The 15,726-nt window shown below is 62.2% G+C and carries 15 protein-coding genes; 14 read left to right on the forward strand and 1 reads right to left on the reverse strand.

Annotated elements, in window-relative coordinates:
• The first annotated feature begins 44 nt into the window (after positions 1-44).
• The 7 genes from ACWNC0_RS17770 to ACWNC0_RS17800 all read left to right on the forward strand — a co-directional run bounded on the left by ACWNC0_RS17770 (position 45) and on the right by ACWNC0_RS17800 (position 7,809).
• Positions 45-599 (forward strand): F0F1 ATP synthase subunit delta, encoded by a 555-nt coding sequence (locus ACWNC0_RS17770; protein ID WP_449473511.1) that lies wholly within the window; start codon positions 45-47, stop codon positions 597-599.
• Positions 600-601: 2 nt separating this feature from the next.
• The gene (atpA, locus tag ACWNC0_RS17775; RefSeq protein WP_449473514.1) at positions 602-2,131 is read left to right on the forward strand and encodes a F0F1 ATP synthase subunit alpha; all 1,530 of its coding nucleotides are present in this window, start codon (positions 602-604) and stop codon (positions 2,129-2,131) included.
• Positions 2,132-2,236: 105 nt separating this feature from the next.
• Complete coding sequence (locus ACWNC0_RS17780; protein ID WP_449473515.1) at positions 2,237-3,121, forward strand: F0F1 ATP synthase subunit gamma; 885 nt, start codon at positions 2,237-2,239, stop codon at positions 3,119-3,121.
• A gap of 25 nt (positions 3,122-3,146) precedes the next feature.
• Positions 3,147-4,592: a F0F1 ATP synthase subunit beta gene (gene atpD / locus ACWNC0_RS17785; protein ID WP_449473516.1), complete on the forward strand. Its 1,446-nt coding sequence runs from the start codon at positions 3,147-3,149 to the stop codon at positions 4,590-4,592.
• Positions 4,593-4,757: 165 nt separating this feature from the next.
• Positions 4,758-5,012 (forward strand): ATP synthase F1 subunit epsilon, encoded by a 255-nt coding sequence (locus ACWNC0_RS17790; protein ID WP_449473518.1) that lies wholly within the window; start codon positions 4,758-4,760, stop codon positions 5,010-5,012.
• Between the two features lie 218 nt (positions 5,013-5,230).
• On the forward strand, positions 5,231-6,760 hold the full coding sequence (locus ACWNC0_RS17795) for a CpaF family protein (RefSeq protein ID WP_449473519.1): 1,530 nt from the start codon (positions 5,231-5,233) through the stop codon (positions 6,758-6,760).
• Positions 6,761-6,972: 212 nt separating this feature from the next.
• The gene (locus ACWNC0_RS17800; protein ID WP_449474655.1) at positions 6,973-7,809 is read left to right on the forward strand and encodes a DMT family transporter; all 837 of its coding nucleotides are present in this window, start codon (positions 6,973-6,975) and stop codon (positions 7,807-7,809) included.
• Here the strand turns inward: ACWNC0_RS17800 and ACWNC0_RS17805 are convergent.
• A complete protein-coding gene (locus ACWNC0_RS17805) occupies positions 7,801-8,232 on the reverse strand; it encodes an OsmC family protein (protein WP_449473520.1) in 432 nt (143 codons plus the stop codon). The genes ACWNC0_RS17800 and ACWNC0_RS17805 overlap by 9 nt on opposite strands.
• A gap of 86 nt (positions 8,233-8,318) precedes the next feature.
• Here ACWNC0_RS17805 and ACWNC0_RS17810 point away from each other — a divergent pair, with 86 nt between their 5' ends.
• The 7 genes from ACWNC0_RS17810 to ACWNC0_RS17840 all read left to right on the forward strand — a co-directional run bounded on the left by ACWNC0_RS17810 (position 8,319) and on the right by ACWNC0_RS17840 (position 15,655).
• A complete protein-coding gene (locus ACWNC0_RS17810; RefSeq protein WP_449473521.1) occupies positions 8,319-8,684 on the forward strand; it encodes a PRC-barrel domain-containing protein in 366 nt (121 codons plus the stop codon).
• A gap of 150 nt (positions 8,685-8,834) precedes the next feature.
• Positions 8,835-9,509: an RBBP9/YdeN family alpha/beta hydrolase gene (locus ACWNC0_RS17815; RefSeq protein WP_449473522.1), complete on the forward strand. Its 675-nt coding sequence runs from the start codon at positions 8,835-8,837 to the stop codon at positions 9,507-9,509.
• Between the two features lie 97 nt (positions 9,510-9,606).
• Positions 9,607-9,798 (forward strand): YezD family protein, encoded by a 192-nt coding sequence (locus ACWNC0_RS17820; RefSeq protein WP_449473523.1) that lies wholly within the window; start codon positions 9,607-9,609, stop codon positions 9,796-9,798.
• 175 nt (positions 9,799-9,973) lie between these two features.
• Entirely contained in the window at positions 9,974-12,454 is a 2,481-nt protein-coding gene (locus ACWNC0_RS17825; protein WP_449473524.1) for a TonB-dependent receptor, read from the forward strand.
• Between the two features lie 195 nt (positions 12,455-12,649).
• Complete coding sequence (gene panB / locus ACWNC0_RS17830; protein WP_449473525.1) at positions 12,650-13,522, forward strand: 3-methyl-2-oxobutanoate hydroxymethyltransferase; 873 nt, start codon at positions 12,650-12,652, stop codon at positions 13,520-13,522.
• A gap of 74 nt (positions 13,523-13,596) precedes the next feature.
• Positions 13,597-14,295, forward strand: coding sequence for a tetratricopeptide repeat protein (locus tag ACWNC0_RS17835; RefSeq protein WP_449473527.1), 699 nt, complete (start codon positions 13,597-13,599; stop codon positions 14,293-14,295).
• 10 nt (positions 14,296-14,305) lie between these two features.
• Complete coding sequence (locus ACWNC0_RS17840; protein ID WP_449473529.1) at positions 14,306-15,655, forward strand: PQQ-binding-like beta-propeller repeat protein; 1,350 nt, start codon at positions 14,306-14,308, stop codon at positions 15,653-15,655.
• Positions 15,656-15,726 lie beyond the last annotated feature (71 nt).

Raw genomic sequence — 15,726 nt, forward strand, 5'->3', positions numbered from 1 at the left:
GGCAAATCAAGTGCCAGTGACAGAAATTGGAGGACGGTAAGCGCGTGGAGACTACCGGCGGCATTCAGGCTAGCCTCAGCGGACGCTACGCGCTTGCGCTGTTCGATCTGGCCCGCGACGGCAACGCCCTCGACACCGTGGCGGCCAGCCTCGGTGCGATCAAGGCGGCGATCGCCGAATCGGCTGATTTCAAAAGCCTCATCAACAATCCGGTGCTGAGCCGCGAAGCGTCTGGAAAGACCATTGCGGCGGTGGCAGCATCCATCGGCATCGACGCGCTGACGACGAAGTTCCTGGGCGTCCTCGCCGCGAACCGCCGCCTGTCGCAGCTGCCCGCCGTCATCCGCGCCTATGAAACGCTGCTGTCGAATCACAAGGGCGAAGTCCGCGCGGAAGTGACCAGCGCGCATCCGCTCGATTCGAACCAGATCACCGCGCTTGCGCAAAACCTCCGCACCCGCGTCGGCCGCGACGTCGCGCTCGAAGCCAAGGTCGATCCCGCGATCCTGGGCGGGCTGGTCGTCAAGATCGGCAGCCAGATGATCGATTCCTCCATCCGCACCCGTTTGAATAGTCTCGCCCAGGCGATGAAAGGCTGAACATGGATATCAACGCCGCAGAAATTTCGAAGGTCATCAAGGACCAGATCGCCAATTTCGGCACCGAAGCGCAGGTGAGCGAAGTCGGTTCCGTGCTGACCGTGGGTGACGGCATCGCCCGTGTCCATGGCCTCGACAACGTCCAGGCGGGCGAAATGGTCGAGTTCGCCAATGGCGTGCAGGGCATGGCGCTCAACCTCGAAGCCGACAATGTTGGCGTCGTGATCTTCGGCTCGGACGCCGAAATCAAGGAAGGCGACACCGTCAAGCGTACCGGCACCATCGTCGACGTTCCGGTCGGCAAGGGTCTGCTGGGTCGCGTGGTCGACGGCCTCGGCAACCCCATCGATGGCAAGGGCCCGATCCAGTATACCGAGCGCAAGCGCGTTGAAGTCAAGGCTCCGGGCATCATCCCCCGCAAGTCGGTGCACGAACCCGTGCAGACCGGCCTGAAGGCGATCGACGCCCTCGTCCCCGTGGGCCGTGGCCAGCGCGAGCTGATCATCGGCGACCGTCAGACCGGCAAGACCGCCGTCGCGATCGATACCTTCATCAACCAGAAGGGCATCAACGCGGGCGATGATGAGGGCAAGAAGCTCTACTGCATCTACGTCGCGATCGGCCAGAAGCGCTCGACCGTCGCGCAGATCGTCAAGCAGCTCGAAGAAAATGGCGCGATGGAATATTCGATCGTCGTCGCCGCGACCGCTTCGGAACCCGCTCCGCTCCAGTATCTGGCGCCCTACACCGGCGTCACCATGGGCGAATTCTTCCGCGACAACGGCATGCATGCCGTGATCGTGTATGACGATCTGTCCAAGCAGGCCGTCGCCTATCGTCAGATGTCGCTGCTGCTGCGTCGTCCTCCGGGCCGCGAAGCCTATCCCGGCGACGTTTTCTATCTCCACAGCCGCCTGCTGGAACGCGCTGCGAAGATGAACGACGCCAATGGCAATGGTTCGCTCACCGCGCTGCCGATCATCGAAACGCAGGCGGGCGACGTGTCGGCCTATATTCCGACCAACGTGATCTCGATCACTGACGGCCAGATCTTCCTCGAAACCAACCTCTTCTACCAGGGCATCCGTCCGGCCATTAACGTGGGTCTGTCGGTGTCGCGCGTCGGCTCTGCCGCGCAGACCAAGGCGATGAAGAAGGTTTCCGGCTCGATCAAGCTGGAGCTGGCCCAGTATCGCGAAATGGCGGCCTTCGCCCAGTTCGGTTCGGACCTCGACGCTTCGACCCAAAAGCTGCTGAACCGCGGTGCGCGCCTGACCGAACTGCTGAAGCAGGCTCAGTTCTCGCCCCTGCCCTTCGAAGAGCAGACCGCGTCGATCTTCGCCGGCACCAACGGCTATCTGGACTCGATCCCGGTCAAGGACGTCACGCGCTATGAAGAGCTGATGCTCGCCTATCTGCGTCACGACCATGCCGACGTCCTCGCCGCGATCCGCGACAGCAAGGATCTGGGCGACGAGCCCAAGGCCAAGCTGAAGGCCGCGCTGGACTCGTTCGGCAAGACGTTTGCGTAAAGGATAATCCGTCATCCCAGCGAAAGCTGGGATCTCAGGCCCAAGGGTTCAGCCCGGAGGCACGAGATCCTGACTTTCGTCAGGATGACGAACAGAAGGTTCGTCATGGCCAGCCTCAAGGAACTGAAGATCCGCATCGGGTCGGTTAAATCGACCCAGAAGATCACCAAGGCGAAGCAGATGGTCGCCGCGGCTAAGCTGCGTAAGGCGCAGGCTGCCGCCGAAGCCGCGCGCCCCTATTCCAGCCGTCTGGAAGCCGTCGTCGCCAGCCTCGCGTCGAAGATCGCGGGCGGCTCGGGCGAAGGCGCCTCGCCGTTGCTCGCTGGCACCGGCAAGGATGACGTCCATCTGCTGGTCGTCGCCAACTCCGACCGTGGCCTTGCGGGTGCGTTCAACGCGAACATCGTCAAGGCGGCTCGCGCCAAGGCGGACGAGCTGATCCAGCAGGGCAAGACCGTGCGCTTCTACCTGATCGGCCGCAAGGGTCGTCCGGTCATCAACCGCACCTTCCCCGGCATGATCGTCGCGCAGTTCGAAACGACCGGCGCAAAGGAACCGGGCTACGCTCAGGCCGAAGTGATCGCGCATGAGCTGACCGACATGTATCTGAACGGCAAGTTCGACGTAGCGCACCTCTTCTTCTCGCGCTTCAAGTCGGCCCTCGCCCAGATCCCGACGGAGCAGCAGATCATCCCGGTTAAGATCCCCGAAGACGCGGATCGCAACGCCATCCCCGCGACGGTCGAATATGAACCGAGCGAAGAAGCGATCCTCGACGACCTGCTGCCGCGCAACATCACGGTGCAGATTTTCAAGGCGCTGCTGGAAAACAACGCGTCCGAACAGGGTGCATCGATGACCGCCATGGACAATGCGACCCGCAACGCAGGCGACCTCATCAACAAGCTGACCATTCAATACAACCGCAGCCGTCAGGCCGCGATCACCACCGAACTGGTCGAAATCATCTCGGGCGCAGAAGCCCTTTAAAGATCACGCACGCAAGGAAGCAGTCATGGCAACCACCAACAATGTAGGCCGCATTTCGCAGGTCATCGGCGCTGTCGTCGACGTGACCTTCCCCGATGCGCTCCCCGCAATTCTCTCGGCGCTGGAAACCAGCAACAACGGCAACCGCCTTGTTCTGGAAGTCGCCCAGCATCTGGGTGAAAACACCGTCCGCACCATCGCGATGGACTCGACCGAGGGTCTGACCCGCGGTCAGGAAGTGACCGACACCGGCGCGCAGATCAGCGTTCCCGTCGGCCCGGCCACGCTCGGCCGCATCCTGAATGTCGTTGGAGAACCGATCGACGAACGCGGCCCGGTCGCCACCACGCTGACCGCGCCGATCCACGCCAAGGCTCCCGAGTTCGTCGATCAGTCGACGGAAAGCTCGATCCTCGTCACCGGCATCAAGGTCATCGACCTTCTCGCCCCCTACGCAAAGGGCGGCAAGATCGGCCTGTTCGGCGGCGCGGGCGTCGGTAAGACCGTCCTCATCCAGGAACTGATCAACAACATCGCAAAGGGCCATGGCGGCACCTCCGTGTTCGCGGGCGTCGGCGAGCGTACTCGTGAGGGCAACGATCTTTATCACGAATTCCTCGACGCTGGCGTTATCGCCAAGGACGCCGATGGCAACGCGATCAGCGAAGGTTCCAAGGTGGCGCTGGTTTATGGCCAGATGAACGAGCCCCCGGGCGCCCGTGCACGCGTCGCCCTGTCGGGCCTCACCATCGCGGAATATTTCCGCGACCAGGAAGGGCAGGACGTGCTGTTCTTCGTCGACAACATCTTCCGCTTCACCCAGGCGGGCGCGGAAGTGTCGGCTCTGCTCGGCCGTATTCCTTCGGCCGTGGGCTATCAGCCGACCCTGTCGACCGACATGGGCGCTCTCCAGGAGCGGATCACCTCGACGAACAAGGGTTCCATCACCTCGGTTCAGGCCGTCTACGTTCCCGCGGACGACTTGACCGACCCGGCGCCTGCAACCTCCTTCGCGCACTTGGACGCCACCACCGTTCTCAACCGCGCCATTTCGGAACTCGGCATCTATCCGGCGGTCGATCCGCTGGACTCGACCAGCCGCGTTCTCGAACCCCGCACCGTGGGCCAGGAACATTACGACACGGCTCGCGCTGTCCAGTCGATCCTGCAGAAGTACAAGTCGCTTCAGGATATCATCGCGATCCTGGGCATGGACGAGCTGTCGGAAGAAGATAAGCTCACCGTCGCCCGCGCCCGCAAGATCCAGAAGTTCCTGTCGCAGCCCTTCCACGTCGCCGAAGTCTTCACCGGCATCTCGGGCAAGTTCGTCCAGATCGAAGACACGGTGAAGTCGTTCAAGGCTGTGGTCGAAGGCGAATATGACCACCTGCCCGAAAACGCCTTCTACATGGTCGGCGGCATCGACGAGGCCATCGAAAAGGCAAAGAAGCTGGCTGCTGAGGCAGCGTAAGCTTCCAAATGTTTCCCCTCCCGCAGGCGGGAGGGGATTAAGGGGTGGGCCGCGACCCCGGACTTGATCCGGGGGAGCCGACCTATCCCGAAGCGTTGCAGGCGATTGCTAACGCAAGCGCACCCACCCCTGCCCCTCCCTTAAAAGGGAGGGGGAGAGTTACAGATGGCACTGCATTTCGAACTCGTGACCCCCGAAAAGCTCGTCCGCTCGGAAGAGGTCTATCAGGTCGTCGTCCCCGGCACCGATGGCGACTTCGGCGTGCTGGAAGGCCACGCGCCGTTCATGTCCACCGTCCGCGACGGCGCGATCCAGATCTTCGCCAGCGCGGGCGCCGCGCCCGAAATCATCCCAGTTCAGGGCGGTTTCGCTGAAGTCAATGAAAAGGGCCTGACCGTCCTCGCGGAGCATGCGGGCTGAAGCAGCCAAAGCAATCCCGCCAATAAATTAAAAGGCCGCCTCCAAACCGGAGCGCGGCCTTTTTCCTATCTGGCACAGCCCGCCACCGCCGGTCACCAGGCCACCCCGCTCAGCGCCATTAGCCATTTGTCAAAGTTTCCGCCTTATTCACCATTGCAACCAATTCGGATCAGCCTGTTCCGGCAGGCGAATCCTACGGAATATCGCGGCGGAGAATTATGAGCGCGTTTGGACGGAAAAATGGACCTGCCGGCATCAAGCCGGGATTCGGTGTAGCCCGGCCAATGCAGGGCAGCGCCCCGCGTGAGGAAGCGCGAGGCGGAGACCAGTTCCCCCCGCTAGACATGGCTCCCCTGCCCGCCGCCGACACCCCAATCGATCCGCTGTCCGCGCCCACCAGCCAGATGCAGCGCAACGCAGACGCATTGCAGCGCTTGTCCGATCGCGCCAACGCCGAGCATGTCGCCGATGCGGGGCCGCAAGGCTTCGAAGCGTCAGTCCACAAGATCAAGGAACAGGTCCTCCCCCGCCTGCTCGAGCGCGTCGACCCCGAAGCCGCCGCGACGCTCAGCAAGGATGAACTGGCCGAGGAATTCCGCCCGATCATCATGGAGGTGCTGGCAGAGCTCAAGCTCACCCTCAACCGCCGCGAACAATTCGCGCTGGAAAAGGTGCTGGTCGATGAACTGCTCGGCCTCGGCCCGCTAGAGGAGCTGCTGGCCGACCCCGAGGTCACCGACATCATGGTCAACGGGCCGGAGCAGACCTATATCGAAAAGAAGGGCAAGCTGATCATCGCGCCGATCAAGTTTCGTGATGAGGAGCATCTGTTCCAGATCGCCCAGCGCATCGTGAACAAGGTCGGCCGCCGCGTCGACCAGACCACGCCGCTGGCCGACGCCCGCCTGCCCGACGGCAGCCGCGTCAACGTCATCGTGCCGCCGCTCTCGCTGCGGGGCACCGCCATCTCGATCCGTAAATTTTCGGCCAAGCCGATCACCATCGACATGCTCGCCCAATGGGGCGCGATGAGCCCGAAGATGGCCACCGCGCTCAAGATCGCTGGCGCATCGCGCATGAACATCGTGATTTCCGGCGGCACCGGCTCGGGCAAGACCACGATGCTCAACGCCCTGTCGAAGATGATCGACCCGGGTGAGCGCGTCCTCACGATCGAAGACGCAGCCGAACTTCGCCTGCAACAACCGCACTGGCTACCGCTCGAAACCCGCCCTCCGAACTTGGAAGGGCAAGGCGCCATCACCATCGGCGACCTCGTCAAGAACGCCCTGCGTATGCGTCCTGACCGCATCATCCTGGGCGAAATTCGTGGCGCGGAATGCTTCGACCTGCTCGCCGCGATGAACACAGGCCATGACGGCTCCATGTGTACGCTCCACTCCAACAGCCCGCGCGAGTGCCTGGGCCGTATGGAAAACATGATCCTGATGGGCGACATCAAGATCCCGAAGGAAGCCATCTCCAAGCAGATCGCCGACTCCGTCGACCTCATCGTGCAGGTAAAGCGCCTGCGCGACGGTTCGCGCCGCGTCACCAACATCACCGAAGTCATCGGCATGGAAGGCGACGTCATCGTCACGCAGGAACTGTTCAAGTTCGAATATCATGACGAAGATGACAGCGGTAAGATCGTTGGCGAATACCGCTCCATGGGCCTGCGCCCCTACACGCTCGACAAGGCGCGCCAGTTCGGGTTCGACCAGCCTTTCCTGGAAGCCTGCCTCTGATCTTGTCGGCAGGATAGCAGGGGAACGACCGCCGCTACATTTTCCAAAGACGAGTCGATAATTATCATGGGGTGGTTGCGTCATCCTGTCCGCCGGTTAAAGCGACCTGCGTGCAACCCCCTGCCCCCATTAGCCCGCCAGAGGAGCTTCCGCCGCCACCATCGGCGCGTGACGAACATGCGCTGACAGGCATCGGCCTGCGTTTGCTGGCGATGTTGTTCATGGCCGTCATGTTTGCCCTCGGCAAGCTTGTGGGCACGCGGGGCGTCAGCTTGGTCGAGCTGATCTTCTACCGTCAGGCGCTCGCCCTGCCCCTTATCGTCACGTGGGTCGCGATGACCGATGGCCTTGCCTCGGTCCGCACGAACAGGCTGGGCGCGCATGTCAGCCGGACCGTGCTTGGCCTTACCGGCATGGTCCTCAATTTCGGCTCCTATCTGCTTCTTCCCCTAACCGAAGCCACCGCGATCGGCTTCACCATGCCCATCTTCGCCACGCTGCTGTCGGCCATCCTTTTGCGCGAAGCGACCGGCCCCCACCGCTGGGCTGCCATCATGCTGGGCTTTGTCGGGATCATCGTCATGGTCCGCCCTGATGGCGCGCATTTCCCGCCGTTCGGCCTTGCCGTCGCGTTGTCCGCCGCCATCATCACGGCCTGCATCGGCTTGCTGTTGCGCGACCTTGGCCGCACCGAAAAGACCGGCGTCATCGTATTCTGGTTCACCATCCTGTCCGTGCCGCCGCTGGGTATCCTGATGCTGTTCGTCGGGAAGGCGCACGATCCCATGACCTGGGCCATGCTCGTCGGCGTCGGGCTGACAGGCGGTATTGCGCAGCTCTGCATGACCGGCGCGCTTCGCCATGCGCCTGTATCCGTGGTGCTGCCGATGGATTACAGCACCATCATCTGGTCCACACTGCTGGGCCTGTTGATCTGGGGCGAATGGCCGATGCACACTACCTGGGTAGGCGCAGCGCTCATCATCGCCAGTGGCCTATATATTGCGTGGCGGGAGCATGTCCGCACCCGCCGTTTCGCTTCAGCCTAGCAATTCCGCCTCCAGGCTGATCTGCGCGTTCAGCAGCTTCGACACGGGGCAATTTTCCTTGGCTTTGGCGGCCAGCTCCTGGAATTTGGCGTCGTCAGCACCGGGAATGGTCGCCTTCAGCGTCAGCTTGCTCGCCGTTATCGCAAAGCCGCCCTCCTGCTGCTCCAGCGTCACGACCGCGTTCGTTTCCATTTTCTCCGCCGTCAGCCCGGCCTCCCCCAAAATGAGAGATAGCGCCATGGTGAAGCAGGACGCATGGGCGGCGGCGATCAATTCTTCCGGATTGGACCCCGGCACCCCTTCGAACCGCATGGCATAGCCATAAGGATGCGCGTCCAAAGCGCCACTTTGCGTGGAGATCGCGCCTTTGCCCTCTTTCAGGCCGCCGCTCCATACCGCCGAACCACTGCGATTGATCTTCATGTCATCCTCCTGCGTGAAGAGTGGGAACCCCGCTGACCCTGCTCGGTTTCATCATCATAGCCTTATTCCTGTTCAGGAGGGTGACAATGACTGACCCGGCAGTGGAAAATCCCGGCGACCTGATCGCATCCGACCGTGTCGAAGGAACCGCCGTCTACAACCGCGAAGGCGAACGGTTGGGCCATATCTCGAATTTCATGGTGGAAAAACGCAGCGGCCAGGTCCGTTACGCCGTCCTATCCTTTGGCGGCTTTCTCGGCATCGGCCATGACCATTACCCCATCCCATGGGCGATGCTGAGCTATGACACGGGCAAGGGCGGCTATATCGTCGATCTTAGCAAGGAGATGCTGGACAGCGCCCCCCGTCATCTCGCGGACACTCGGCCGGAATATGACGAGGCCTATGGCCGCAACGTCTACTCCTATTACGGTCTTATATATCCTTGGTAACAGGCGAAGTTGTTGCCCTGACGGCGCCCTTCCAATGCTGAACCCCAGATGAATCCAGTCGCCTAAATTTGGACACATTTGGTCGCTGAAGTATTGTCTACCTAAAGAATAGAATATACATCCATCGTGCAATTGGACGAGGATCACACCATGGACCGATTCGGACATCTGGGCGACGCGCGCAATCCTGTCGTGCTGACCATACCGGGTCTCAACAACAGCGGCCCCGGTCATTGGCAGACCCTTTGGGAGGGCATGCGCGGCGATTGCGAGCGTGTCGATCTGGGCAGTTGGGCCAGCCCAAACCGCAATGCATGGGTCACTCGACTTGATGCGGCGATCCGCGAAGTCGAAGGACCGATCATCCTGGCCGCGCACAGCCTGGGTTGCCTCGCTGTCGCCTGGTGGGGCGCGTTGCAAAGCCAGGCTTATGGCTGGCCGGTGACGGGCGCATTGCTGGTCGCCCCGCCTGATTGCGACCGGATGGAAACGCCCGAAACGATCGGGGGCTTTGGACCGACGCCACGAGCACAGCTACCCTTCCCGTCGATCGTCGTCGCCAGCCGCAACGACCCTTATATCTTCTTCGAACGCGCCCACAGTATCGCCAAAAACTGGGGCAGCAGCTTTGTCGACGCGGGCTTTAGCGGACATATCAATGCTGAAGCCAATCTTGGCACATGGGATTTCGGCCAATCCCTGCTCGAACGGCTGGTCGACAACGCACATGAACAGGCTTCGCTCATGCGGCAGATGCGGCCAGCCATTCCCCTGGCCCATCATCAACATGACCGCAAACTGGCGGCGATGCGGTTGATCGGCTGAATTCCAAAGGGGCGCGACAAGGCAAACTTGGGCGCCCTATATATTTGCTTTTTTGTCTATGTAATTAGTTGAGATAAAAGCGGGCCATGAGGTGCTTATGAGTGACAGCCCATCAACAGAATTTGCCCGCAACGGCCGCGCAGATGGCCAGCGGGCGGACATTTCCGTCAGCATCGAAAAGGTTCGCGGCGTTCTTGAAGCGCTGCGTTTCGGGTCGATCACATTGACCGTGCATGATGCCCGCGTCGTCCAGATCGACGTGACGGAAAAGACTCGTCTCACCGCCTGAAAAAAGGCGGGGGCCTTTAAGGGTTGCAAAACCGAGCCGTCGGACAGGCGGTTAATGATAGGCGGCAGGGGGTGGGCCGCCAACTGTCCAGTACCATTCCCAGACCAACGGTGTTGACCGGCCAACCGGAAACGCCGCGATCAACATTCACCGGACCTCCGGAAGGGGAATTTTTATGATTGCGCGTTCTCTGTTGCTCGCCGGTGTGGCGAGCGCATCCATCTTTGCGTCCAGCGTTCATGCTGAGGAAGTGCCTGCGCCAGTTGCCGATGCAGCAGTCCCGGCCACGGACGCGGCCGAACAGCCTGCCAATCCTCGCGGCGACGTGATCATCGTCACCGCCCGCCGCCGCGCCGAAACGGCGCAGGAAGTGCCGCTGGCGATCTCCGTCATTCGCGGCGACAGCATCGAAGCGACCGGCAACTTCAACGTCGTGAAGCTCCAGCAGCTTGCGCCGACCTTGCAGGTCTATACCACCAATCCGCGCAACACCTCGGTCAACATCCGTGGTCTGGGCGTGCCGTTCGGCCTTACCAGCGACGGGTTCGAGCAGGGCGTCGGCATCTATGTCGACGACGTCTACAATTCCCGCGTCGCCGCCGCGACCTTCGACTTTCTGGATGTGAACCAGGTCGAAGTGCTGCGCGGCCCGCAGGGTACGCTCTACGGCAAGAACACGACGGCGGGCGCGATCAACATCACGACCAACCAACCGACCTTCGATTTCGAAGGCCGTGCGGAACTCAGCGTCGGCAACCTCAATTACCGGCAGGCAAAGGCCGCCATCTCCGGCCCGCTTTCCGACACAGTCACCGCCCGCCTCGCGGTCGCCGCGACCAGCCGCCGGGGCACGCTCTACAACGTCACGTCGCAGCGCTGGATCAACGAACAGGACAATCTCGGCCTTCGCGGCCAGCTGCTGTTCAAACCTAACGACGATTTCAGCATCACCCTGTCAGGCGACTACAGCAAGCAGGACCCGGAATGCTGCGGCACTACTTTCGTCCGCGTCGGCCGCACGCAGCGCCCGCTGAACCGTCAATATGACGCTCTCGCCGCAGCGCAGGGCTATGTCGTGCCCAGCCGCAATCCCTATGACCGCCTGTCCGACCTCGACAGCAATCTGAACGCTGGCAACAAGATCGGCGGCGTTTCGGCGCGGGTGAAGTGGGATGTCGGCCCCGGCACGCTGACCTCGGTCACCGCCTGGCGCTTCTGGGATTGGAAGCCGGAGAATGACCGCGACTTCACAGGCCTGCCCATCGTCTCAAAATCGCAGAACCCCTCGCAACAGAACCAGTATAGCCAGGAATTCCGCTACAATTACGAAAGCCAGAAGATCGACTTTGTCGTCGGCCTCTTCGGCTTCAAACAGCGGATCGACACACAGGGCACCGAACAGCAGGGGGCAGCAGCCGCCAAGTGGAGCCTTGCACCCTCGGCCGATCCTTTGAATCCCGCCAACAACCCCGCGACGCTTGCGGGCCTCACCGCCAGCAACACGCAGTGGCTGAAGAGCGAGAGCGCCGCGCTGTTCGGCCAGCTCAGCTGGAAAGTCACCGATGCGCTGACGATCCAGCCCGGCCTGCGTCTCAACTATGACAAGAAATCGGGCTTCTACCAGCGTGTCGTGACGAACGCGCAGGGTCAGGCGATCAGCTGCACCACGCCACCGGCACCCGGCACGATTGCGGGCACCTCACAGCAGTGCGGCATCTATCAGCCGCAGGTAAGCGCCCCATCGGACAGCGCGTGGAACTTCACCTACGACTTCAACGTCAACTACAAGTTCGCGCGGGACGTCCTCGCCTATGCGACCTATGCCAAGAGCTTCAAGACGCTGGGCATCAACCAGAACGGCTTGCCGCTCAACCTGGACAATACGGTCAACTATGACGCCGCAACGGTGAAGCCGGAATCGGTCCAGCATTTCGAAGTCGGGCTGAAAACCCAGCTGTGGGATCGGCGCGCGACCTTCAACATCTCGGCCTTCCGCACCACGATCAAGGATTTCCAGGCAACCGTGAACGGCGGCCAGTTCGGCACCGTGCGCGGCTATCTCGCCAATGCGGAAAAGGTCCGGTCGCAGGGTATCGAGGCGGACTTCAAGGTGGTCGCCAGCGACCGCTTCACCGCCTATGCCAATGCCGCCTACACCGACGCCAAATATAAGAAGTTCACCAACGCGCCCTGCCCGCCTGAATTGTCGGGTGGCCCCTCGCAACCTTCTGGCGCCACGCCGGATTATTCGCAGCCAGGCGTTCCGGGCGCTGCCAGCCCTCGCCAGTGCGACATCTCCGGTCAGGACCTGCCCGGCGTGTCGAAATGGGCTTTCTCCTACGGCGCGGAATATAACATTCCGGTGACGCTGCTGGCGAAGGAAGGCCAGGTCGATCTGGGCGTGGACGGCAATTACCGCTCGCACTGGAACTCCAACGCCTCACCCTCGCGCTACACCGAAGTAAAGGGCTACGCGCTCACCAACTTCCGCGCAGGCTTCCGCGGCGAAGGCTTCGATGTCTTCGGCTGGGTCCGCAACGCGTTCGACGTCAACTATATCGAAAATCTTCAGGTTGCTCCCGGCAACACCGGCCTGATCGCTGGCCAGCCTGGCGATCCCCGGACTTGGGGCGGGACGATCAAATTCTCGTTCTGATCCCGTAACGATGTTCACCCCCTGCGGGAGCGGCACAGGCCTGCCGCTCCCGTTCTTTTTGGTACAGGGGTTCGTCATCCCAGCGAAAGCTGGGATCTCAGGCAAAGCCTGGCCCAAGGAGATCCCAGCTTCCGCTGGGATGACGGAATTACAACCCGATTTGCGCCTGCAACCCCACTGGGGTACATCGCCTTCATGTCCACCACCTTCACCCTCGACACCTCCACCAGCCGCGCCAATCCCACGCCCGCGCCAATGAAGCGCCTGACCGTCCCCGCCATTCAGCGCCGCAAGGTCGAGGGCAAGACGGACGAACCGCTGGTGATGCTGACCGCCTACACCGCCCGGCAGGCACAGCTCCTTGATCCCCATTGCGACATGCTGCTCGTCGGCGATTCGCTCGGCCAGGTGATCTACGGCCTGCCCTCGACCCTTGCCGTCACGCTCGACATGATGATCGCCCACGGGGCCGCCGTCGTCCGGGGCAGCTATCACAGCCTCGTCCTCGTCGACATGCCCTTCGGCAGCTACGAAGCCTCCCCCGCCCATGCCTTCGCCAGCGCCAGCCGCGTCATGGCTGAAACCGGCTGCGCAGCCGTGAAGCTGGAAGGCGGGCAAGCCATGGCGGAAACCATCGCCTTCCTTACCCAGCGCGGCATTCCCGTCATGGCGCATGTCGGCCTCACGCCTCAGGCGGTGAACGCGCTGGGCGGCTATGGCGCGCGCGGCAAAAGCCAGGAAGAACATGCCAAGATCATGGACGACGCCCGCGCCGTTGCTAAAGCCGGCGCGTTCGCCGTGGTCCTTGAAGGCGTGATGGAAGACCTCGCCGTCGCCATCACCGACAGCATCGACATTCCCGTCATCGGCATCGGCGCATCGGCCCATTGCGACGGCCAAGTGCTGGTCGCGGAGGACATGCTCGGCATGTTCGAACGCGTGCCACGCTTCGTGAAACGATACGAAAACATTGCCGATACCATCAGCAATGCGGCCGAACGCTATGCCGTCGAAGTACGCAATCGCAGCTTTCCCACCGCAGATCAGGTCTATCGCCCCAAAAAGTGATTTGCGCTAAGCGCCACCGCCGCTATTGATCGCGCCTTCCGCGAGCTTTTTCTGACGCATATCTGGAGACCCACGTGGCCCTGACGCCGCAAAATAGCGAAGCATTCATGCGCGAGGTCGACGAGGCCGTGCGTCAGGACCAATTGCTGACCTTCTGGCAGCGCTTTGGCCGCTGGATCGTCGCGGCCGTGGTCATCGGCCTCGTTGCCTTTGCGGCATGGCTTTATTGGCAACATTACAGCGCCACTCAATCGCAAGCCGTGTCCGAGGAAATGGACAAGGTCATCTCGGCCGCTGCGGGCGGCGGGACCCCGGATGCCAAGCTACTCGACACGCTGACCGACGCCAGCCAGCCCGGCTTCCGCGCGTCAGCCCTGCTCGTGAAGGCTGGTGTCGCCGCTCGCAAGGGCGACAACAAGGCCGCGATCGCCGCTTACAAGGCAATGGCAGCCGACAGCTCGCTTGATCAGCCCTATCGCGATCTCGCCCTGATCCGCCAGACCACGCTGGAGTTCGAGACGCTTCAGCCGCAACAGGTGGTCGATCGCCTCAAGCCCCTCGCCGTTGAAGGCGCGCCATGGTTCGGCAGCGCGGGCGAACTGGTCGCCATATCCTATATGAAGATGCGCAAGCCCGATCTTGCTGGCCCGCTGTTCGCAGCGATGGCAAAGGATGCCACCGTGCCTCAGTCGATCCGTTCACGCGCGCGACAGATGGCTGGCTTATTGGGCATAGATGCAGTCGAAACGCCGACCGTACCGGGACAGGGATGAAGATAAGCGCATGGGGATGCACAGCATGACGAAATTTGCGGGCACGCGCCGGGTCCTGACCGTCGCCGCGATGGTCGCGCTATTGGCGGGCTGCGGCGTCATCGGGGGCAAGAAGGGTGGACCCAAGACCCCCGTGGTCGGCAACCGCGTATCCATCCTGACCAACGAGCAAGGCGTGGAGGTCGATCCGACCCTTGCCGATGTGCCCGTGTCACTACCCGAAGCCTATGCCAACGACCAATGGTCGCAGCCGGGCGGCAACCCTGCCAAGGCGATGGGTAACCTTGCGCTGGGCGCCTCGCCCGCGACGGCCTGGACCAGCTCGATCGAAGGCAGCACCCCTCGCGCGCGCCTCGCCTCCTCACCCGTGATCGCCAATGGCAAGCTCTACGTCATCGACGCGGGCGCCCATGTCATCGCCTTCGATGCCGCGACCGGCGCGAAGCTCTGGCAGACTGCCCTGCCCGCCGAAGGCAGCGGTCGCGCCTTGTTCGGCGGCGGCGTCAGCATCGTCGATGACAAGGTCTATGCCAGCACCGGCGTCGGCGACGTCGCTGCTCTCAGCGCCGCAAACGGCTCCATCCTGTGGAAGAAGCGCCCCGGCGGCCCGCTACGCGGCGCACCGACGCTCGCCAACGGCCATGTCTATGTCATGGGGCAGGACAACCAGATCTTCGCGCTCAACCAGAGCGATGGCGAAGTGCAGTGGACCGACAGTGGCACGTTGCAGGTGACCGGCGTGTTCGGCGTCGCCGCCCCCGCCGCTGCGCAAGGCACTGTAATCGCGGGCTATAGCTCGGGCGAACTCACCGCCTACCGCTATGAAAATGGCCGCACGCTGTGGGGCGATGCCCTTTCGCGCACCAGCATTTCAACGGCCGTCGCCTCCCTCACCGACATCGATGCCAATCCGGTTATCGACCGTGGCCGCGTCTTCGCCATCGGTCAGGGTGGCCGCATGGCCTCCTATGAACTGGTGAGCGGCCAACGCCTGTGGGAAATCAATATTGCGGGCATCTCGACGCCGTGGGTTGCGGGCGAATGGGTATTCGTCGTGACCAGCGACGCGAAGCTGCTCTGCGTCGCCCGCGCGACCGGCAAGATTCGCTGGATCAGCCAGCTTCGCCGCTGGGAAAAGGAAAAGAAGAAGGCGAACGCCATCCGTTGGACGGGTCCCGTTCTGGCAGGCGGTCGCCTGATCCTGGTATCCACCCATGGCGATCTCAACTATGTCGATCCGGCAACGGGCGCCGTTCAATCAGCAGTTGATATGGACAAGTCCATGTCGCTTTCCCCCGTTGTCGCCAACAACATGCTTTATATCCTTGCTGACAACGGCAAGCTGACGGCGTTTCGTTAACGCCTTAGATGATGTTAGATAAGCGTGCTCCTGCGCAGGCGGGAGCCCAGATCCGCCGTTTGGACTGGGCT

The sequence above is a fragment of the Sphingobium chungangianum genome (assembly GCF_977014255.1).